The 21,126-nt window shown below is 70.3% G+C and carries 16 protein-coding genes; 8 read left to right on the forward strand and 8 right to left on the reverse strand.

All coding sequences use genetic code 11. From position 1 onward, the window contains the following. Positions 1 to 24 precede the first annotated feature (24 nt). Positions 25 to 1,437, forward strand: a complete 1,413-nt coding sequence (locus tag ACFQ7Q_RS08615) for an FAD-dependent oxidoreductase (RefSeq protein WP_383551387.1) — start codon at positions 25 to 27, stop codon at positions 1,435 to 1,437. Between the two features lie 70 nt (positions 1,438 to 1,507). On the opposite strand, the gene hemE is transcribed toward ACFQ7Q_RS08615, so the two are convergent. After that, positions 1,508 to 2,584 (reverse strand): uroporphyrinogen decarboxylase, encoded by a 1,077-nt coding sequence (gene hemE / locus ACFQ7Q_RS08620; RefSeq protein WP_383551389.1) that lies wholly within the window; start codon positions 2,582 to 2,584, stop codon positions 1,508 to 1,510. A gap of 91 nt (positions 2,585 to 2,675) precedes the next feature. Between hemE and ACFQ7Q_RS08625 the strand changes: the two genes are divergently transcribed. The 3 genes from ACFQ7Q_RS08625 to ACFQ7Q_RS08635 all read left to right on the forward strand — a co-directional run bounded on the left by ACFQ7Q_RS08625 (position 2,676) and on the right by ACFQ7Q_RS08635 (position 5,690). Continuing rightward, positions 2,676 to 3,368 carry a DUF3000 domain-containing protein gene (locus tag ACFQ7Q_RS08625; protein ID WP_383551391.1) on the forward strand — a complete coding sequence of 231 codons (693 nt, stop codon included), beginning with the start codon at positions 2,676 to 2,678 and terminating at the stop codon, positions 3,366 to 3,368. A gap of 211 nt (positions 3,369 to 3,579) precedes the next feature. Then, positions 3,580 to 4,245: a LuxR C-terminal-related transcriptional regulator gene (locus ACFQ7Q_RS08630; RefSeq protein ID WP_383551393.1), complete on the forward strand. Its 666-nt coding sequence runs from the start codon at positions 3,580 to 3,582 to the stop codon at positions 4,243 to 4,245. A gap of 161 nt (positions 4,246 to 4,406) precedes the next feature. Continuing rightward, the gene (locus ACFQ7Q_RS08635; RefSeq protein ID WP_383551395.1) at positions 4,407 to 5,690 is read left to right on the forward strand and encodes an HRDC domain-containing protein; all 1,284 of its coding nucleotides are present in this window, start codon (positions 4,407 to 4,409) and stop codon (positions 5,688 to 5,690) included. A gap of 30 nt (positions 5,691 to 5,720) precedes the next feature. Here the strand turns inward: ACFQ7Q_RS08635 and ACFQ7Q_RS08640 are convergent, their stop codons facing one another. Continuing rightward, positions 5,721 to 6,893 (reverse strand): alpha/beta fold hydrolase, encoded by a 1,173-nt coding sequence (locus ACFQ7Q_RS08640; RefSeq protein WP_383551397.1) that lies wholly within the window; start codon positions 6,891 to 6,893, stop codon positions 5,721 to 5,723. Positions 6,894 to 7,238: 345 nt separating this feature from the next. Here ACFQ7Q_RS08640 and ACFQ7Q_RS08645 point away from each other — a divergent pair, with 345 nt between their 5' ends. From ACFQ7Q_RS08645 to ACFQ7Q_RS08660, 4 genes are all read left to right on the forward strand, one after another. Continuing rightward, entirely contained in the window at positions 7,239 to 8,453 is a 1,215-nt protein-coding gene (locus ACFQ7Q_RS08645; protein ID WP_383551399.1) for a thiolase family protein, read from the forward strand. After that, positions 8,450 to 10,579 carry a 3-hydroxyacyl-CoA dehydrogenase NAD-binding domain-containing protein gene (locus tag ACFQ7Q_RS08650; protein WP_383551401.1) on the forward strand — a complete coding sequence of 710 codons (2,130 nt, stop codon included), beginning with the start codon at positions 8,450 to 8,452 and terminating at the stop codon, positions 10,577 to 10,579. Before ACFQ7Q_RS08645 ends, ACFQ7Q_RS08650 begins: the two co-directional genes overlap by 4 nt. A 159-nt stretch (positions 10,580 to 10,738) precedes the next feature. Continuing rightward, complete coding sequence (locus ACFQ7Q_RS08655) at positions 10,739 to 11,818, forward strand: LCP family protein (protein ID WP_383551403.1); 1,080 nt, start codon at positions 10,739 to 10,741, stop codon at positions 11,816 to 11,818. Between the two features lie 12 nt (positions 11,819 to 11,830). Then, positions 11,831 to 12,199, forward strand: coding sequence for an NTP pyrophosphohydrolase (locus ACFQ7Q_RS08660; RefSeq protein ID WP_383551405.1), 369 nt, complete (start codon positions 11,831 to 11,833; stop codon positions 12,197 to 12,199). Here the strand turns inward: ACFQ7Q_RS08660 and ACFQ7Q_RS08665 are convergent. The 6 genes from ACFQ7Q_RS08665 to ACFQ7Q_RS08690 all read right to left on the reverse strand — a co-directional run bounded on the left by ACFQ7Q_RS08665 (position 12,196) and on the right by ACFQ7Q_RS08690 (position 20,784). Then, a complete protein-coding gene (locus tag ACFQ7Q_RS08665; RefSeq protein ID WP_383551407.1) occupies positions 12,196 to 13,674 on the reverse strand; it encodes an amino acid permease in 1,479 nt (492 codons plus the stop codon). The two genes, ACFQ7Q_RS08660 and ACFQ7Q_RS08665, sit on opposite strands and share 4 nt — an antisense overlap. Before the next feature lie 187 nt (positions 13,675 to 13,861). After that, a complete protein-coding gene (dxs, locus tag ACFQ7Q_RS08670; RefSeq protein WP_383551409.1) occupies positions 13,862 to 15,781 on the reverse strand; it encodes a 1-deoxy-D-xylulose-5-phosphate synthase in 1,920 nt (639 codons plus the stop codon). 206 nt (positions 15,782 to 15,987) lie between these two features. After that, positions 15,988 to 17,340 carry a sugar ABC transporter permease gene (locus ACFQ7Q_RS08675; RefSeq protein ID WP_383551411.1) on the reverse strand — a complete coding sequence of 451 codons (1,353 nt, stop codon included), beginning with the start codon at positions 17,338 to 17,340 and terminating at the stop codon, positions 15,988 to 15,990. Then, positions 17,337 to 18,143, reverse strand: a complete 807-nt coding sequence (locus ACFQ7Q_RS08680; protein WP_383551413.1) for an ATP-binding cassette domain-containing protein — start codon at positions 18,141 to 18,143, stop codon at positions 17,337 to 17,339. The genes ACFQ7Q_RS08675 and ACFQ7Q_RS08680 overlap by 4 nt, the downstream gene beginning before the upstream one ends. 179 nt (positions 18,144 to 18,322) lie before the next feature. Beyond that, complete coding sequence (locus tag ACFQ7Q_RS08685; RefSeq protein WP_383551415.1) at positions 18,323 to 19,438, reverse strand: substrate-binding domain-containing protein; 1,116 nt, start codon at positions 19,436 to 19,438, stop codon at positions 18,323 to 18,325. A 122-nt stretch (positions 19,439 to 19,560) separates the two neighbouring features. After that, on the reverse strand, positions 19,561 to 20,784 hold the full coding sequence (locus tag ACFQ7Q_RS08690) for an ROK family protein (protein ID WP_383551417.1): 1,224 nt from the start codon (positions 20,782 to 20,784) through the stop codon (positions 19,561 to 19,563). Positions 20,785 to 21,126: the final 342 nt, after the last annotated feature.

Consider the following 21,126-nt stretch of genomic DNA (forward strand, 5'->3'; position numbering starts at 1 on the left):
ACCGGGCCGACGTAGCGTGTTCGTATGAGCGAACGACTGGTGGTCATCGGCGGCGATGCGGCGGGCATGTCCGCCGCATCGCAGGCACGCAGGCTCAAGACGCCCGGGGAGCTGGAGATCGTCGCCTTCGAGCGCGGTCACTTCACCTCGTACTCGGCCTGCGGCATCCCGTACTGGGTCGGCGGCGATGTCGAGGAGCGCGACGAGCTGATCGCGCGCACCCCGGAGGAGCATCGGGCGCGCGACATCGATCTGCGGATGCGGACCGAGGTGACCGAGCTGGACGTGCCGGGGCAGCGGGTGCGCACGCGGGACCTGGAGTCCGGCACGGAGGCGTGGACGGGCTTCGACAAGCTGGTGGTCGCGACCGGCGCGCGGCCGCTGCGGCCGCGGCTGCCGGGGATCGACGCCCCGGGGGTGCATGGGGTGCAGACGCTGGACGACGGGCAGGCGCTGCTCGACTCGCTGGAGCGTACGGAGGGCCGGCGCGCGGTGGTCGTGGGCGCCGGATACATCGGCGTGGAGATGGCCGAGGCGTTGCTGAACCGGGGCTACGAGGTGACGGTGCTCAACCGGGGCGAGCAGCCGATGGCGACGCTCGACCCGGACATGGGGCGCCTGGTCCACCGGGTGATGGACAGCCTCGGCATCAGGACGGTCGGCTCCTCGGCGGTCACGAAGATCCTCACGGGCGGTGGGGGCACCTCCCTGCCCGAGCGCGGCCGAGAGCTCGGGGGAGGCCGGGTCCGGGCGGTGGCGACGGAGGACGCCGAGTATCCGGCGGACGTGGTGGTCCTCGGGATGGGCGTGGTCCCGGAGACGACCCTGGCCGGGGCGGCCGGGCTGCCGCTCGGGACGTACGGCGGTCTGCTCACCGATCTCGCGATGCGGGTACGGGGGCACGAGAACATCTGGGCGGGCGGCGACTGTGTCGAGGTGCTCGACCTGGTCTCGGGCCGTGAGCGGCACATCGCGCTGGGGACCCATGCCAACAAGCACGGGCAGGTCATCGGCTCGAACGTGGGCGGCGGCTACGCCACGTTCCCGGGTGTGGTCGGCACGGCGGTGTCGAAGGTCTGCGACCTGGAGATCGCGCGCACCGGTCTGCGGGAGAAGGACGCCCGCGCGGTCGGACTGCGGTACGTGACGGTGACGATCGAGTCGACCAGCCGGGCGGGCTACTACCCGGGGGCGGCGCCGATGACGGTGAAGATGCTCGCGGAGCGGCGTACGGGCCGGCTGCTCGGGGTGCAGATCGTGGGCCGTGAGGGCGCGGCGAAGCGGGTCGACATCGCGGCGGTGGCCTTGACGGCCGGGATGACGGTGGAGCAGATGACGGCCCTGGACCTGGGGTACGCGCCGCCGTTCTCGCCGGTGTGGGATCCGGTGCTGATCGCGGCGCGCAAGGCGATGGCGGCGGTGCGCGCGGCGGGCTGAGCCGAGCGCCGACGGCGGCGCCGTCGTTCCCCGGCGGGGAGCGACGGCGCTTTCACCCGAAGGCGTCGGCTCAGACGGCCGTCCTGGTGTGGACGTACTCCACCAGGCGCGTCAGGGCGTCCGGGTCCATCGCCGGCATGACGCCGTGGCCCAGGTTGAAGACATGGCCCTCCAGGCCCTCGGCGGCGGCGAGGACCTCGTCCGTCTTCGCCTCGACGACCTCGGTGGAGGCGAACAGCACGGCCGGGTCCAGGTTGCCCTGGAGCGCCTTGCCGGGGCCGACGCGGCGGGCGGCCTCGTCCATCGGGACGCGCCAGTCGACGCCGACGACGTCCGCGCCCGCCTCGCCCATGAGGCCGAGCAGCTCACCCGTACCGACGCCGAAGTGGATCCGCGGGACGCCGTACGAGGCGACCGCGTCGAAGACCTTCACGGAGGCGGGCATCACCGAGCGCCGGTAGTCGGCGGGGGCGAGGGCTCCGACCCAGGAGTCGAAGAGCTGGACGGCGGAGGCGCCGGCCTCGATCTGGACCTTGAGGAAGGCCGAGGTGATCTCGGCGAGGCGGTCGAGCAGATCGGCCCAGAGCTGCGGGTCGCCGTACATCAGCGCCTTGGTGTGCTCGTGGCTGCGGGACGGGCCGCCCTCCACGAGGTAGCTCGCGAGGGTGAAAGGCGCGCCGGCGAATCCGATGAGGGGCGTGGAGCCCAGCTCGCCGGTGAGCATCCCGATGGCCTCGGTGACGTAGTGGACGTCCTCGGGGGTCAGGTCGCGCAGCCGGTCCAGGTCGGCACGGGTGCGGATCGGGTCGGCGACGACCGGGCCGACGCCCGGCTTGATGTCGAGGTCGATGCCGATGGCCTTGAGCGGGACGACGATGTCGCTGAAGTAGATCGCCGCGTCCACCTTGTGGCGGCGCACGGGCTGCAGCGTGATCTCGGTGACCAGCTCGGGCCGCATGCAGGACTCGAGCATCGGAATGCCCTCGCGGACCTTCAGGTACTCGGGCAGCGAGCGGCCCGCCTGCCGCATGAACCAGACGGGCGTGTGCGGCACGGCCTCGCGCCGGCACGCCTTGAGGAACGCGGAGTCGTACGTCTGCGGCTGGTGCTTCGTCTGCTGGCCCACGGGGCTGTCATTGGCACTCACGCCCAGAATCTTCGCATGTGGCGGGAAGCCGCTCGTCCGGGCCGGGTGTCCCTCCCTGCGCGAGGCCCCCATTCCGCCTACTCTTCCCCGCATGGCTGCGGCTCAGGGACATTCTTCCGATCATTCCGACGGCGACGAACAGGCGGGCGACACGGCGGGCACAACGGAGACGAACCCGGTGCCGCCCGCTTTCCGGCGGGCGGTCGAGGCACTGCGTTCGGCCCGGCTGCGGCCGGAGATCGAGCTCGATCCGACCCGGCCGCCGCAGCGGCTCGCTCCGTACTCGTACGCGCTGGAGGCGGCGGTCGTGGACGGCGAGGAGGATCTGGCCGACGGCCGGCTCGTCCTGCTGCACGACCCGGACGGGCACGACGCCTGGAAGGGCACCTTCCGGCTGGTGACGCTGGTACGGGCGGAGCTGGAGCCGGAGATGGCGTCGGACCCGCTGCTGCCGGAGGTCTGCTGGTCCTGGCTGACCGGTGCGCTGGAGGCGCGCGGTCTGCCGTACGGAGAGGCGAGCGGTACGGTCACCCAGGCGGGCTCGCACTACTTCGGCGGGCTCGCCGAGCGCCGTCCCGCGACCCAGATCGAGATCCGGGCCTCATGGACGCCGCAGGAGGGCCTGGGGGGCGTGCCGGACACCGCGGCGCACCTGACGGCCTGGTGCGATCTGCTCTGTCAGATCGCGGGTCTGCCGCCGACCGCGCCCGATCCGGGGGCGGGGACGATCTCGGGTGCGGGGGTCGTCTCGCTGCCCCAGCGCAGGGGTCCGCAGCAGCCCTAGCGGCACCTCCGGGATCGCCCGGACGGAGGCTCACTCGTAGGATGATCGATCACGCGTCCGAATTGCCCGAATTGTTACTCACCAAATCGTGATCTTTCCCTAAAGGCAGGCGCCCGAGCTGCCGAAGGAGTCATTGACCCCTTCACCGCACGGGTTCGCCCCCGGCTTCTTCCCCGAGCCGGCTCCGTCCCGCATCTCCCCAGGAGGCCGTGTGTCCGTTCTCCTCGAGCAGCCCGCAAGCCTGGTCGCCTACCGCCCGAACAAGCCGACCGCCATGGTCGTGGTTGCCGACCCGCGCGTCCGCTCCACCGTCACCCGCCACCTGTGGGCCCTCGGAGTACGTGACGTCATCGAGGCGTCGTCCATCGCTGAGGCCCGTCCCCGCGTCGGCAACCCCCGCGACATCTGCGTGGCCGACGTCCACCTCCCCGACGGCAGCGGCCTCACGCTGCTGTCCGAGACCCGCGCCGCGGGCTGGCCCAACGGCCTCGCCCTCTCCGCGGCCGACGACATCGGCGCCGTGCGCAACGCACTGGCCGGTGGCGTCAAGGGCTACGTCGTCACCGGTACGCGTACGAACATCGGGCACCCCACCCGCCCCGGATCCGCCCCCATCGGATCCGCGGCCGCCCGCCTCGGCCACCGCCGCCCCCCGGGTGCCCCGAGCCACCCGGGCGGCTACCGCGAGCTCTCCGGCCGTGAGGTCGAGGTGCTCCGGCTGGTCGCCGAGGGTCAGTCGAACAAGGCCATCGGTGTCTCGATGGGCCTGTCCGCGCTGACCGTGAAGAGCCACCTCGCCCGGATCGCGCGCAAGCTCGGCACGGGTGACCGGGCCGGCATGGTCGCGGTGGCGCTGCGCACCGGGATCATCCACTGACCCTGGCAGGCCGTCCCGGACCGGAATCGGACCGGAACAGGGCCCCGGACGAGCCGCGTCACCGGGCCCACGGCGATCCCTGAGGGGTTGACGAAAGATCGGCGCCTGTCGACGGAACGTTCCGTCGACAGGCGCTTGCCGTTCACAGATACCCTTGACACGTGACCGACGCCCAAGAGACCGCAGCAGACACGGCACTGCGAACCACCGGGGGCGCTCCTCCGGACGACGACGTCCCTGCGAACGGGCTGCCGATCCCCTTGCTGGAGCCCCGCGAGGGCATTCCGCCCGTCGTCGAGACCGACGAGGCGCTCGCCGAAGTGATCGCCGCCTTCGCCGCCGGCCGCGGCCCCGTCGCCGTGGACGCCGAGCGCGCCTCCGGCTACCGCTACGGGCAGCGCGCCTATCTCGTCCAGCTCCGCCGCGAGGGCGCGGGCACCGCGCTCGTCGACCCGGTGGGCTGCCCCGATCTGTCCGGCCTCGGCGAGGCGCTCGCCGGGACCGAGTGGATCCTGCATGCCGCCACCCAGGACCTGCCGTGCCTGCGGGACATAGGCATGGTGCCGACCCGGCTGTTCGACACCGAGCTGGCCGGCCGGCTCGCGGGCTTCCCGCGGGTCGGGCTCGGGGCGATGGTCGAGTCCGTTCTCGGCTACGCCCTGGAGAAGGGGCACTCCGCGGTGGACTGGTCCACCCGCCCGCTGCCCGAGCCCTGGCTCCGGTACGCCGCGCTGGACGTCGAGCTGCTCGTCGACCTGCGTGACGCACTGGAGAAGGATCTCGACCGGCAGGGCAAGCTGGAGTGGGCCCACCAGGAGTTCGACGCGATCGCCTCGGCCCCGCCCGCGCCGCCGCGCAAGGACCCGTGGCGCCGGACCTCCGGAATGCACAAGGTACGGCGCCGTCGCCAGATGGCGGTCGTACGGGAGCTGTGGACGGCCCGCGACCGCATCGCGCAGCGGCGGGACGTCTCGCCGGGCAAGGTGCTCAGCGACACCGCGATCGTGGAGGCGGCGCTCGCCGTACCCGTGAACGTGGCCGCGCTGACCGCTCTGCCGGGCTTCGGGCACCGCATGGGCCGACGCCAGCTGGAGCAGTGGCAGACGGCCGTGGACCGTGCGAAGGCCCTCCCGGACAACGAGCTCCCCCAGCCCGGCCAGCCGGTCGCCGGCCCCCCGCCGCCGCGCGCCTGGGCGGACAAGGACCCGGCGGCGGCCGCCCGCCTGTCGGCGGCCCGCGCGGCGGTCTCGGCCCTCGCGGAGGAGCTGAACCTCCCGCAGGAGAACCTGATCACCCCCGACACGGTCCGCCGTGTCTGCTGGGAGCCGCCGGCCCCGGCGACCGAGGACTCGGTCGCCGAGGCCCTCACGGGCTACGGAGCCCGGCCCTGGCAGGTGGGCCTGGTGACCCCGCTCCTGGTGACGGCGCTGGCCGCGGGGACCTGATCCGGTCCGCCGGGCCTTGTGACGGGATCCTCACTCCATCGGCGTGAGGATCTCGTCCTCGTCCCGGTAGAAGCTGCCCTGCTTCTCGCCGAAGACCTTGCCCTGCTTGAGCCAGTGCTCGGACATCGTGTGCAGCAGCTTCGCCTTGCGCTCCCAGACGATCTGATGGCCCGCGCAGGAGAGCCGGAACATCAGCTTCTTGGGCCCGGGGATCTTCTTGTAGAGCTCGGACGTGGAGAAGTACAGGAGTCCGAGACCCGGCGAGGTGTTGATGATCGTGTCGTGCTCGCCGTACACGATGCACACAGGCACCTTGTCGCCGAGGATTCCGTGCAGCGGCACGGTGGTCGAGTTCCAGCCCCACCAGTAGGAGTTCCGGATCCGGTTGAGCCCCTCGGGGGATCCGGGCACGGTGCCGCCCCACTTGGCGCCCTCCTTGTCGACCGCCATCATCGCCTTCCACACCTCGTCGACCATCCCGGCCTCGCGCTGGTCCGGACAGCCCAGGTCCTTCTTCCAGGCGGCGTCGAGACCGGCCTTGGTACCGACGGTCATCGGGAAACCGAAGGCGCCGGCCGGCGTGGACACCGGCAGCGCCACGGGCGGGTCGAAGTCGGTCCCGGGGGCGCTCTGCCTGCCCTCCGGCGGGAAGATCGGGGCCACCAGGAGGAGGCTGCGCACCTTGTCGGGGTACTGGATGCTGTAGGGCCCGAGCTGCTGGGAGGCCGCGGACCAGCCGATCAGGTCGACCTTCGTCGTGCCGGTGCGCTGGAGGATGAAGTCGACGACCGTGTTGACCTCGTGCCAGTCGCTCCGGGAGTTGTTCAGCTGAGACGGGTAGGGCACCGGGCCGGTGTAGAGGGTCCCGTTCGGGTTGGGGACGAGGAGCTGCTGCTGGACCAGGGTGGGGCTGACGTTGTGCGGGTCGTCCATCTGCGGCCGGGGGGACAGACCGGAGCCCTGCAGCTCCATCATGTACACGTCGAAGCCGGCCTTCGCCAGCTCGGCGGCCCAGCTGTACTTCTTGTACGGCAGGTCGAAGCCGGCCACGGCGGGGACGCTGCGGCCGTGGAGCATGAGGACGGGCCTGCGCGGATTGCTGGAGGGTGTGGCCTCGTGCTCACGCACGAAGAGCTTGACCTTCAGCCCTTTGTTCGCAGGGATGGACGACACGTGGTCCACGTAGAGGTCGGTGACAGCCATGGAGGGGTGCTCCGTTCTCCGGGTTCGGGTCCCGGACGGTCGCCCGGGGTGCGATCAGCGTCCGCTCGGAACCACGCCCCGCGTGGTTGACGTGACCGTGTCCACCGCGCCGTCGACACGATCGGGTAGCCGCGGCAGTCCGATCGGACGGGCGTGCGCCGGGCGCACAAATGCACCCGCACCGCCCGCCGGGGGCGTCGGCGTACCCTCCCCGCAGTGTGACCTTCACCGCTCCGGCCCCCGGGGCTGGGCAGCCCGGTTACCCGCAAGTAGCATGGGGGGAGCAAGCGCGCGCTTAGCCGCGTGCCGCAGCAGTGCCATCCCGCACCCTGGAGGAGAGCCATCGTGCCTCGTACCGTCAGGGACGTCGTCTTCGTCGACGGCGTCCGCACCCCGTTCGGCAAGGCGGGCCCGAAGGGCATCTACCACGAGACCCGCGCCGACGATCTCGTCGTGAAGGCCATCCGGGAGCTGCTGCGCCGCAACCCCGGCCTCGACCCCGCGAAGATCGACGAGGTCGCCATCGCCGCGACCACGCAGATCGGTGACCAGGGTCTGACCCTCGGCCGCACCGCCGGCATCCTCGCCGGTCTGCCGCAGTCCGTCCCGGGCTACTCCATCGACCGTATGTGCGCCGGCGCGCTGACCGCCGTCACCTCGGTCGCCGGCTCCATCGCGTTCGGCGCCTACGACGCCGTCATCGCCGGTGGCGTCGAGCACATGGGCCGCCACCCCATGGGCGAGGGCGTCGACCCGAACCCGCGCTTCGTGAGCGAGAAGCTGGTCGACGAGTCCGCCCTGTTCATGGGCATGACCGCCGAGAACCTGCACGACCGCTACCCGAGCATCACCAAGCAGCGCGCCGACGAGTACGCCGTGCGCTCGCAGGAGAAGGCCGCCAAGGCGTACGCCGACGGCAAGATCCAGCAGGACCTGGTGCCGATCTCGGTCCGCCGCACCAACGCCGAGGCCGGCGAGACCGGCTGGGGCCTGGTCACCGCCGACGAGCCGATGCGCCCGGGCACCACCCTGGAGTCGCTGGCGAACCTGAAGACGCCGTTCCGCGTCCACGGCAACGTCACCGCCGGTAACGCGGCCGGTCTCAACGACGGCGCCACCGCCTCGATCATCGCCTCCGAGGACTTCGCCCGCGAGAACAACCTCCCGGTGAAGATGCGCCTCGTCTCGTACGCCTTCGCCGGCGTCGAGCCCGAGGTCATGGGCTACGGCCCGATCCCGGCGACCGAGAAGGCGCTGGCCCAGGCCGGTCTCTCGATCGAGGACATCGACCTCTTCGAGGTCAACGAGGCCTTCGCGGTCCAGGTCCTGGCGTTCCTGGAGCACTACGGCATCGCCGACGACGACGCCCGCGTCAACCAGTACGGCGGCGCCATCGCCTACGGTCACCCGCTCGCCTCCTCCGGCGTCCGTCTCATGACGCAGCTGGCCCGCCAGTTCGAGGAGAACCCGCAGGTCCGTTACGGCCTCAACACGATGTGCGTCGGCTTCGGCATGGGCGCGACCGTCATCTGGGAGAACCCCCACTGGGAGGGCAAGTGAGCACCACCGCCGAGCTTCTGAAGGGTGCGGCCGAGCTGTTCCCGGACGAGGTCGTCACCAGCGCCCACGTACGGCACTTCGAACTGCCCGCGGGTGCGGGCCGGTTCGCGCTGATCACGCTGGACAACGGCTTCGACCACACCAAGCCGACCACCTTCGGTCCGCAGTCCCTGGCGAACCTCAACACGGCGATCGACCAGGTCGAGGCCGAGGCCGCCAACGGTGAGATCGTCGGCGTCGGTGTCACCGGCAAGCCGTTCATCTTCGCCGTGGGCGCCGACCTCAAGGGCGTCGAGCTGCTCAAGCAGCACTCCGACGCGCTCGCCATCGGCAAGGGCGGCCACGACGTCTTCAAGCGTCTGTCCGCGCTGGCCGTGCCGACCTTCGCGTACTACAACGGCGCGGCGATGGGCGGCGGTGTCGAGGTCGGTCTGCACTGCACCTACCGCACCGTCTCCAAGGCCCTGCCGGCTTTCTCGCTGCCCGAGGTCTTCCTCGGTCTGGTCCCCGGCTGGGGCGGCTGCACGATCCTGCCGAACCTGATCGGTGCGGACAAGGCCGTCACGGTCATCATCGAGAACTCGCTGAACCAGAACCGTCAGCTCAAGGGCAAGCAGGTCTTCGAGCTCGGCATCGCCGACGCGATCTTCGAGGGCGCCGACTTCCTGGAGCAGTCGCTGATCTGGACCGCCTCGGTCCTCAACGGCTCGGTCACGGTGGAGCGTCCGGAGATCGACCGCGGTGAGGGCTGGGACCAGGCCGTCGCCAAGGGCCGGTTCATCGCCGACTCCAAGGTGCACGGCGCGGCCCCGGCCGCGTACCGCGCCCTGGACATCATCGAGGCGTCCAAGGACGGCGACCTGCAGAAGGGCTTCGACGCCGAGGACCAGGCCCTCGCGGACCTGATCATGGGCGGCGAGCTCCGCTCCGGCATCTACGCCTTCAACCTGGTGCAGAAGCGCGGCAAGCGCCCCGCCGGTGCCCCGGACAAGTCGCTGGCCCGCCCGGTCACCAAGGTCGGTGTCGTCGGCGCCGGTCTGATGGCCTCCCAGCTCGCCCTGCTCTTCCTGCGCCGCCTGGAGGTGCCGGTCGTCCTGACCGACATCGACCAGGAGCGCGTCGACAAGGGTGTGGGCTACGTCCACGCCGAGATCGAGAAGCTGCTCGGCAAGGGCCGGATCAACCAGGACAAGGCCAACCGTCTCAAGGGCCTGGTCTCCGGTGTCCTGGACAAGGCCGCCGGCTTCGCGGACGCGGACTTCATCATCGAGGCCGTGTTCGAGGAGATGTCCGTCAAGCAGAAGGTGTTCGCGGAGGTCGAGGCGGTCGCCCCGGCGCACGCGATCCTCGCCACCAACACCTCCTCGCTGTCGGTGTCGGAGATGGCCTCCAAGCTCCAGCACCCGGAGCGCGTGGTCGGCTTCCACTTCTTCAACCCGGTCGCGATCCTCCCGCTCCTGGAGATCGTGCGCGGCGAGAAGACGGACGAGGCCTCCCTCGCCACCGCCTTCGGTGTCGCGAAGAAGCTGAAGAAGACCGCGGTCCTCACCAAGGACGCCCCGGCGTTCGTCGTGAACCGCATCCTGACCCGCTTCATGGGCGAGATCCAGAACGTCATCGACGAGGGCACCTCGGTCGAGACGGCGGAGAAGGCCATCGAGCCGCTCGGTCTGCCGATGTCCCCGCTGGTCCTCCTGGAGCTCGTCGGCCCGGCCATCGGTCTGCACGTCTCCGAGACCCTGAACCGCGCCTTCCCGGAGCGCTTCACCGTCTCCCCGAACCTGGCGGCCGTGGTCAAGGCCGGCAAGCGCGGCTTCTACGTCTACGACTCCGGCAAGCCGGAGCTGGACCCCGAGGTCGCCGCCCTCCTGGTGCAGGGCGATGTCGTCCTGACGGAGGAGCAGGTCCGCGACCGCGTCCTGGACGCGGTGGCGCAGGAGATCGGCCTGATGCTGGAGGAGGGTGTCGTCGCCGAGGCGCAGGACATCGACCTCTGCCTGATCACGGGCGCGGGCTGGCCCTTCCACCTGGGCGGCATCACGCCGTACCTGGACCGTGAGGGCGTCTCCCAGCGGGTGAACGGCAAGCCGTTCCTCGCGCAGGGCGTGGCGAGCGTCCCCGCGTAACGACGCGACAAGCGACTGCCGGTGGTGGCGCCTTCGGGTGCCGCCACCGGCAGTCGTCGTTCACACGGCGTCAACCGGGCTTTCTCGCACGCCAGTCCGACCGTTTGCCTATACTGCACGGCCTACGGAGCAGAGGACTGAGGCAGGATGACCCAGGACATGACCACGCAGGAATCCCGCAGCGATTCCGACCGCTCCGCCCCGCCTTCCCGCAGGGCGCCGAAGCGCAAGCGCCGGACCGGGCGGATCGTCCTGCTGACGCTGCTCGTCCTCCTCCTCGCCGCCGGCGGCACCGTGTACTGGATGTACACGAGCATCGACGGCAACATCAAGGCCGTTGACCTCCGCAAGGAACTCGGGGACGACCGGCCGCGGAAGCCGGTGGCCGGCGGGCAGAACCTGCTCGTGCTCGGTTCGGACTCGCGGGCCGGGGCCAACGCGGCGCTCGACGGGGGCAAGGTGTCCGGCGCCCGGTCGGACACCGCGCTGGTGGTCCACATACCCGAGGGCCGGACGAAGGCCGTCGCGATCAGCATTCCCCGCGACACCCTGGTGACCCGGCCCGAATGCCCGCGGAAGGGCGGCGGCACCACGCCCTCCGCCGAGCGCGTCATGTTCAACTCGGTCTACGCCCAGCACGGTCCGGCCTGTGTGGTGAAGACCGTCGAGAAGATGTCCGGGGTGCGGCTCGACCACTATCTGGAGATCGACTTCGCCGGGTTCAAGGACCTCGTCGACGCCATCGGCGGCGTGACCGTCGACATCGACGAGCCCATCAGGAACGGCGCGGCCGGACTCGACCTCGCCGCCGGTCCGCAGAAGCTGGACGGCACCCAGTCCCTCGCCTTCGTACGGACCCGGTACGGCGTCGGCGACGGCAGCGACCTCGGCCGCATCGGCAACCAGCAGAAGTTCCTGATGGCGCTGCTCACCGAGATCAAGAAGCAGGACCTGCTGAGCAGCCCCACCAAGACCTACAAGATCGCCGACTCCGCGACCAAGGCGCTCACCACCGACTCCGAGCTGGACTCGCTGACGGCCCTGAGCGATTTCGCGCGGTCGATGAACGGCGTGAACCCGAGCACCATGGAGACGATCATGCTGCCGGTGGCGTACGACAAGAAGGACCCGAATCGCGTGGTGGCCCACGAGCCCAACGCCTCGCAATTGTGGAAGGCGATCCGGGAGGACTCCCCGATCCCCGAGTCGGCGAAGAAGTCCCGCGCGACCGGCGGCTGACATCCTGTCCGTATGGACCCGGAACTGCCCCTGCTGATCGTCGACGGCGCCAACGTGGTGGGCTCCAGGCCCGACGGTTGGTGGCGGGACCGGCATGCGGCCGCCGAGCGGCTGCGGGACCGGCTCGCGGCCGCGGGCGGGCCGGAGGGCGGCCCCTTCGAGATCGTGCTGGTCGTCGAGGGCCGGGCGCGTGGCGTGGAGTCCGTGCCCGGGGTACGGGTCGAGGAGGCGCCGGGCAGCGGCGACGACCTCGTCGTGCAGCTGGCCGGGAACGCGAACGGCCGGCCGTGCCTGGTGGTCACGGCCGACCGTGAACTGCGTCGACGGGTGGGCGAGCACGGGGCCCGTTGCGTGGGCCCCCGCGCGCTTCCGGAGATCTAGTACTGCGCTTCCTGGCCCGCCTTGCCCAGGCGGCTGTGGGAGCGGCCGTACAGGAAGTAGACGACGATGCCGATGACCATCCAGACCGCGAAGCGGAACCAGGTCTCGCCGGGCAGGTTGAGCATCAGCCAGACCGAGGCGGCGATGGACAGGATGGGGAGCACCGGCACCCACGGGGTGCGGAACGCGCGGTGCAGGTCGGGACGGGTGCGGCGGAGCACCATCACACCGAAGGCGACGACGACGAACGCGAAGAGCGTGCCGATGTTCACCAGGGTCGCCAGCTCGTTGATGCTGGTGAAGCCGGCCACGATCGCGATGATCACGCCGAGCAGGATGGTGGGCCGGTACGGCGTCTTGAAGCGCGGGTGCGTGATGGAGAAGAAGCGCGGCAGCAGTCCGTCGCGGCTCATCGCGAAGAACACCCGGGTCTGGCCGAGCAGCAGGATCAGACAGACGGTCGTGAGACCGACGGCGGCGCCGAAGCTGATCACACCGGCGTAGAAGGGATGTCCGACCGCCTTGAAGGCGTCGGCGAGCGGAGCGCTGACCGAAAGTTCGCTGTAGTGCTGCATACCGGTGACGACCAGCGCCACGGCGACGTAGAGCACGGTGCAGATCAGGAGCGAACCGAGGATGCCGCGGGGCATGTCGCGCTGCGGGAGCTTGGTCTCCTCGGCCGCGGTCGCCACCACGTCGAAGCCGATGAAGGCGAAGAAGACGACGGAGGCGGCGGTGAAGATGCCCATGACGCCGAAGTTGGTGGCCTCGTACCCGAAGATCGTCTGGACCAGCGGGGCGTCCCAGGCGGAGCCGCCGCCCTCCGGGGTGACCGCGGGGGGAATGAACGGGTCGTAGTTGTCGCCCACGATGAAGAAGAGACCCGCGATGATCACGATCATGACCACCGTGACCTTGATGGCCACCACGATCGCGGTGATGCGGGCGGACAGCTTCATGCCGAGGACGAGGACCACGGTCAGCACCAGGACCAGCAGGAAGGCCAGGATGTCGAAGGTGCCGCCCGCCACGTCGGGCCCCTCCAACGCCGCGGGTAGATGCCAGTCCACGTTGTCCATCAGGGAGCGCACATAGCCGGACCAGCCCACCGCGACGACGGCCGTGCCGAGCGCGAACTCCAGGACGAGGTCCCAGCCGATGATCCAGGCCGGGAGTTCGCCGATGGAGGCGTACGCGAAGGTGTACGCCGAACCGGCGACGGGGACCGTCGAGGCGAACTCGGCGTAGCACAGGGCCGCGAGCGCGCAGACGATGCCGGCGGCGACGAAGGCCAGCGCGGTGGCCGGTCCCGCGTTCTCCTTGGCCACCTTGCCGGTGAGCACGAAGATGCCGGTACCGATGATGACGCCCACGCCGAAGACCATCAGGTCCCAGGCGGAGAGCGATTTCTTGAGCGCGTGCTCGGGCTCCTCGGTGTCCCGGATCGACTGCTCGACCGTCTTCGTCCGGAACATTCCGGACGATCTGCTTGGCTGCTGGTCCGTACTCACCGTCGTACCTCCGTGCCGTCAGTTCCAGCACCCATGATCGAGACCCCGAAGGGGTGGCGCCTGTCGAGGGAACGGAGTTCACACGAATGGGCCGGTGGAACACCCCGTGGAGTGGTCCGACCGGCCCAATGGTGACGCGCGGTGACGGTGGTCAGTCGCGGGCGGGCTGCACCGCCTTGGTGCTCTCCTCGAACCTGCCGTCGAGGCGCGACACCAGACCGGTGACCTGGCGGGCGATGTCCGGCGCGGTCAGGCCGATCTCGGCCATCACCTCGGCGCGCGAGGCGTGGTCGAGGAAGCGCGGCGGGATGCCGAAGTCGCGCAGAGGTACATCGACTCCGGCGTCGCGCAGGGCCTGGGCGACGGCCGAGCCGACACCGCCGACCCGGCTGTTGTCCTCCACGGTGACGACGACCCGGTGCTGCTCGGCGAGCGGGGCGAGCGCCTCGTCGACCGGCTTGACCCAGCGAGGGTCGACGACGGTGGTGGAGATGCCCTGCTTGTCGAGGAGGTCGGCGATCTCCAGGCACATCGGCGCGAGCGCGCCGACGGAGACCAGGAGGACGTCGGGCGTGGCCGTGCCCGGCTCGCGGAGCACGTCCATGCCGCCGATGCGGCGCAGGGCCGGTACGGCGGGGCCGACGGCGCCCTTGGAGAAGCGGACGACGGTCGGCGCATCGGTGACCTCGACGGCCTCGCGCAGCTGGGCGCGGACCTGGTCGGCGTCGCGCGGGGCGGCGAGCCTGAGGCCGGGGACGACCTGGAGGATCGACATGTCCCACATGCCGTTGTGGGAGGCGCCGTCCGTGCCGGTGACGCCGGCCCGGTCCAGGACGAAGGTGACACCGCACTTGTGCAGGGCCACGTCCATCAGGACCTGGTCGAAGGCGCGGTTGAGGAAGGTCGCGTAGACCGCGAAGACGGGGTGGAGTCCGCCGGTGGCGAGGCCCGCGGCGGAGACCGCGGCATGCTGCTCGGCGATACCGACGTCGTACACCCGCTCGGGGAACTCCTTGGCGAACTTGTCCAGGCCGACGGGCTGGAGCATGGCCGCGGTGATCGCGACGATGTCCTCGCGCTCCTTGCCGAGCTCGACCATCTCCTGAGCGAAGACGCCGGTCCAGTCGGCTCCGGAGGAGGAGATCGGCAGGCCGGTGTCGGGGTGGATCTTGCCGACGGCGTGGAAGCGGTCGGCCTCGTCCTGGAGGGCGGGCTGGTAGCCGCGGCCCTTCTCGGTGAGGCAGTGGACGATCACCGGGCCGCCGAAGCGCTTGGCGCGCGTCAGGGCGGACTCCAGGGCCTCGATGTCGTGGCCGTCGATGGGGCCGACGTACTTCAGTCCGAGGTCCTCGAACATGCCCTGCGGGGCGATGAAGTCCTTCAGGCCCTTCTTGGCGCCGTGCAGGGTCTCGTAGAGCGGCTTCCCGACGACGGGGGTGCGCTCCAGGATGTCCTTGCCGCGGGCGAGGAAGCGCTCGTAGCCGTCGGTGGTGCGGAGCGTGGCCAGGTGGTTGGCGAGGCCGCCGATCGTGGGCGCGTAGGAGCGCTCGTTGTCGTTGACGACGATGACCAGCGGGCGGTCCTTGGCGGCGGCGATGTTGTTCAGCGCCTCCCAGGCCATGCCGCCCGTCAGGGCTCCGTCGCCGATGACGGCGACGACGTGGTCGTCCTTCTTCAGGACCTCGTTGGCCTTGGCGAGGCCGTCGGCCCAGCCGAGGACGGTCGAGGCGTGCGAGTTCTCGATGACGTCGTGCTCGGACTCCGCCTGCGCGGGGTAGCCGGACAGGCCGCCCTTCATCTTGAGCCTGGAGAAGTCCTGGCGGCCCGTGAGCAGCTTGTGGACATAGCTCTGGTGGCCGGTGTCCCAGAGGACCTTGTCCTTCGGGGAGTCGAACACCCGGTGCAGGGCGATGGTCAGCTCGACCACGCCGAGGTTGGGGCCGAGGTGGCCGCCGGTCTTGGAGACGGCGTCCACGAGAAACGTCCTGATCTCCGCGGCCAGCTGGTCCAGCTGTTCCGGGGAGAGCCGGTCCAGATCGCGCGGTCCCCTGATACGGGTCAGCAATGCCACCCGTGCCTCCTTGCCATTGAGCTGGTCGAGCTTGCCGATTTGTCGAGTCTAATGTTCCGCCCCCGACCGTGGTCATCGGGCGGCGGGGTGCGCCTCACGCGTGTGGCCGACACACCGCTGAGCGTACGGGCGGTGCACAGGGCCAGACGCAGCAGTGCCCGGCGCCGGTTCTCCGGCGCCGAGCACTGTGGAGTACGTAACAGAGGCTACGCGCGACCCGCTGTCTTCTGGGTCCTCCGCGAGACCGAGTCGATCACGACCGCGGCGAGGAGCACCGCGCCGGTGATCATGAACTGGATCTCGTTGGCCATTCCGATCATGTTCAGGCCCTGCTGGATCGACTGGATGACGATCATTCCAAGGAGTGCCGACCAGACCTTGCCGCGACCACCGAAGAGGCTGGTTCCGCCGATGACGGCCGCCGCGATGACGAGCATCAGCGTGTTGCCGCTGCCGAGGCTCTTGGTGGCGCCGCCGGAGAGGCTGGCCACGAAGAGGCCGCCGAAGGCGGCGAGCATTCCGGAGAGGCCGAAGACCAGGATCCGGATCCGGTCGACGTTGATGCCCGCGCGGCGGGCGGCCTCGGCGTTGCCGCCGACCGCGAAGACCTTGCGGCCGAACAGGGTGCGTCGGGCGACGAAGTCCGCGATCACCAGGACGGCGAGGAAGAGGACCAGGGCGAGCGGCAGACCGCGGGCGCCCTGGGGCTCGTTCAGGACGTACGCGACGACGAAGCAGAGGACCGCGACGACGGCCGTGCGGAGCACGATCTCGCTGGTGGGGCGGGACGGCAGCGCGGCGGCCTTGCGACGCTTGGCGTCGAGGAGCAGCGAGCCGGCGTAGGCGAGGACCGCCACGAGGGCCAGGCCGTACGCGGCGGCCTTGTCCTCGAAGTAGTACGCCGTGAGGTTCTCCACGATCGAGCCGGTGGGGGCGTTGATCGAGCCCTCCTTGCCCATCAGCCAGATCTGCAGGCCGGACCAGCCGAGGAAGCCGGCGAGCGTGACCACGAAGGCCGGGACGCCGATCTTGGCGAAGAAGAAGCCGTGCAGCAGGCCGATGAGGAGGCCGGAGGCGACGGCGATGACGACCGAGAGAAGGTCGTTCATGCCGTTGGTGACGTTGAGTACGGCCCAGACGGCGGCGCCGACGCCGGCGACCGAGCCCATCGACAGGTCGATCTCGCCCAGGATGAGGACGAAGACGATGCCGACGGCCATGATGCCGAGGCCGGAGGAGTAGACCGCGATGTTGGCGACGGAGCTCGCGGAGAGGAAGTTGCCGTTCTGGACCTGGAAGACGATCGCGATGACGATCAGGCCCAGGACGACGGGGAGGGAGCCGAGCTCGCCGCCGCGGATCTTGCGGTTGAACTCGGTCCAGTAGCCCTTGATGCCCTGCTCGCGGACCAGCAGGCGCGGGTCGACGGCGGGGATCGGGGCGGCGGACGCCTCGACGGGGGCGGCCTGGGCGGGCACGGCGGCCTCGGGCACGGCGGCCTCGGGCGCCGCGGTGCCGGTGCTCTCGGGCGTCTCGGGGGTCTTGGCGAGGTCGCTCACTTCGCGTCCTCCTTCGTGGCCGTGGCCGAGGCCGTACGGGCCTGCCGACGGGTCACGGCGTTGTCCGTGGCACCGGTGATGGCGGCGATGATCGTCTCGTGGCTGGTGTCCTTGACGTCGAAGACACCGTTGTTGCGGCCCAGGCGGAGGACCGCGACCTTGTCCGCGACGGCGCGGACGTCGGCCATGTTGTGGCTGATGAGGATGACTCCGTGGCCGCGCTCGCGCAGCCGCTCCACGAGGTCGAGCACCTGTGCGGTCTGCTCGACGCCGAGGGCGGCGGTGGGCTCGTCCAGGATGACGATCTTGGGGTCGCCGATCAGGGCGCGGGCGATGGCCACGACCTGGCGCTGACCGCCGGAGAGCGCCGCGACGGGGATGCGGACCGACGGAATGCGGATGGACAGGGTGTCCAGGAGCTCCTTGGCGCGCTTCTCCATCGCGATCTCGTCGAGGACGGACGCGGAGCGGAGCTCGCTGCCGAGGAAGAGGTTGGCGACGACGTCGAGGTTGTCGCAGAGCGCCAGGTCCTGGTAGACGGTGGCCACCCCGAGGTTCTGGGCGTCGTGGGGCTTGCTGATCTGGACGGGGTCGCCGTCCCACTCGATGACGCCCTCGTCGATCGGGTGGACGCCCGAGATCGTCTTGACGAGGGTCGACTTGCCGGCGCCGTTGTCGCCGACCAGGGCGACGACCTCACCGGCGTGGATCTCCAGTTCTACGTCGGTGAGCACCTGGACGGCGCCGAACCGCTTGGAGACTCCGCGCAACGCCAGCACGGGCGTAGCGGACACGTGAATCATCTCCTTCGCCGCCTGACCGGCGGGGATGGTGGTGCGAAGAGCACAGAGGGGGCTGTGAGAGGAGTCCGGCGCCCCGCCCCCGCTTGCGGGGCGTTGAACGGGGCGGGGTCGCCGGACCGGACCGGGGGCCGCTTCGAGGGGAGGTCAGTGGGTCCGAAGGGCCGTACCGGCAGCGGGTGTTACTTGATGCCCGCCGCCTCGCAGGCCGCCTTGTACTCGGCGGTGCAGATGTCGGCGGCCTTGTAGACGCCGTCCTTGATGATCGTTCCGGCGATGTCGCCCTTGGTGACGACCTGCGCGTCGTACAGCTTCGCCGGGATGTCCTTGAACTCACCGGTCAGGCTGGTGACCTTGGTGGGAACCAGGTCGTCGATCTTCTCGCCCTTGAGCAGACGGACCGCGATCTCGGCGGTCGTCTCGGCCTCCGGCTTGATCTGCTTGTAGATCGTGAAGGCCTGGTCACCCTTGAGGATGCGCTGCAGACCGGCGAGCTCGGCGTCCTGGCCGCCGACCGGGACCTTGATGCCCTGCTTGGCGAGGGCGGTGATGATGCCGCCGGCCATGCCGTCGTTGGCCGAGTAGACGCCCTGGAAGCCGTCCTTGCCCAGCGAGTCGATGGCGGCACCCATCTTCTTGTTGGCCTCGTCCGGGGACCAGTCCGGGATGTCCTGCTCGTAGACGACCTTCTTGACGCCGGTGTCCAGGACGCTGTGGGCGCCCTTCTTGAACAGCGGGGCGTTCGGGTCGGTCGGCGAGCCGTTGATCATGACAACGTTGGCGTCCTTGGCCTTGTCGCCGAGCGCCTTCACCAGGCCCTCGCCCTGCAGACGGCCGATCTTCTCGTTGTCGTACGAGACGTAGGCGGAGATCGGGCCCTCGGCCAGGCGGTCGTACGCCACGACCGCGACGCCCTGCTCCTTGGCCTGCTGCACCCAGGACTTGGTGGCCTTGTAGTCGACCGAGTCCAGGATGATGACCTTCACGCCCTGCGTGACCAGCGCGTCGAACTGCTTCTTCTGCGTCTCGGTGTCCTGCGCGGCGTTGTTGTACTTGACCTCGCAGTCCGAGCACAGCGCCTTGATCTTCGCCTCGATGATCGGGCGGTCGAAGGTCTCGTAACGCGTGGTCTTGTTCTCCGGCAGCAGCAGACCGATGGTCTTGCTGTCGCCACCGTTCCCGCCGGCGCTGTCGCCCGAACCCGAGCCGCTGTCGCCCGCCTTGCCACAGGCGGCGAGAGAGAGGGCCATGGAAACCGCGGCCGTGCCTATGACGACGCGACGCGTCATTGCGTTCATGTGGGGTTGCCTCCCTGACGAGGCCGCGACTTTGCGGCCGAGGTGGCTGGAAGTCAACTCGGCCGCAACCCCGACGTCAAGGAGTAAATCCTTAACGAGATGACAACGGTGCCATCCGTTATCTAAGTGAAGGCAGGCGTCGAGGCCGGAGCGGCCGCCGGAGCGGCGCCGGGAAGGGCACCCTCCAACAGGGTCGAATCGCCCATTTCACTCAGCGCGAGGGCCAGCGCGCCCAGCACCTCGGCCCGTCCGCCGAGCGCCCCGGGAGCCAGCGACAGCTGGCGCGCGGCGCTGGGGATGGCATAGCGCGAGACGGAGTCGCGGATCGGCGCGAGCACCAGCTCACCGGCCTCCGCGAGGTCGCCCCCGAGGACCACCCGGCTGGGGTTAAGCAGGTTGCAGAGGTTGGCGACACCGCTGCCGATGTGGCGGCCGACGTCGGCGACCACGCGCCGGCAGCCCGGGTCGCCCTCGCGCGCCAGCTGGACGACCCGTTCCATCGTCAGATCGGGGCCGTGGCCGGGCTGGAGCAGCGGCAGGACGTACCGGGCGGCGGTGAAGGTCTCCAGGCAGCCGCGGTTGCCGCAGCGGCACACAGGGCCCGATTCGTCGATCGTGATGTGCCCGATCTCGCCGGCTGTGCCTCCGGGGCCGCGGTAGACCCGTCCGTCGATGACGAGGCCCGCTCCGACGCCGCTGGCGACCTTGATGTAGGCCAGGTCCTTCACCCCGCGGCCGCTGCCCCAGACGAGCTCGCCGAGCGCGCCGAGATTGGCGTCGTTGTCGACGTACACGGGCACGCCGAGTCGGCCGGAGAGCTCGTCGGCCGGGTTGATCCCGCTCCAGCCCGGCAGGATCGAGGTGGAGCCGAGCGTGCCGGAGGAGACGTCGATCGGCCCCGGTACGCCGAGGCCGACGCCGACGACCTTGTCCCGGCCGATGCCGGTGGCCTCGATCAGCCGTGTGACCAGCCGTTCCGCCCGGTCGAAGCCCTCCGCGGCGGAGGCGTCGACGTCGAGCGGCTCGGACTCCTCGGCGAGGACCTGGTGGGCGAGGTTGCCGACGGCGACCCGCAGGTGCGTATGGCCGAAGTCGACGCCGATGACGATGCCCGCGTCGCCCGAGAGCGAGACGCTGCGGGCCCGGCGCCCGCCCGCGGAGGTGGGGGTGACCTCGACGGTGCCGCCGTCCTTCAGCTCCCGCACGATGTTGGAGACCGTGGCGGCGGACAGCCCGGTCGCTCGGGCGATCTCCGCCTGGGTGAGCGAGCCGGCCATGCGTACCGCACGGACCACCCGTTCGAGATTGGCCCTGTGCAGAGATGTCTGCGACCCCGGAGTCTCCATCGACTCATCCACTCCCGCCTGCGATGGGCGGCGCGTGCGCCGCCCCCGACCGGGGCCACGCCAATGAGACCCCGGCTACTTCTCCAACTTGTGAACTCTAAGCTGAGCCTTCGGGGTGGTCGCTCGTCAAGACCTTGAGTCAGAGGCTGCTCGGATGAGCCCTGCGTACGTACCCGCCGGTTCGGCCGGGGACGGGCGGAGACCGACGCTTCGGTCGGCGCCGAGGGGCACCCGGCTCCTCAGGTGAACACGCAGGTCACGGTGGGTACGGACACCCTGCGTCAGCCTGCGGCGATGCGGCCGTCTCCTCGATCATCCCGCATGACGGCCGGGGCGTGAAGA

Source organism: Streptomyces sp. NPDC056527, assembly GCF_042794475.1.
In the GTDB taxonomy this organism is placed as follows: Bacteria; Actinomycetota; Actinomycetes; order Streptomycetales; family Streptomycetaceae; genus Streptomyces.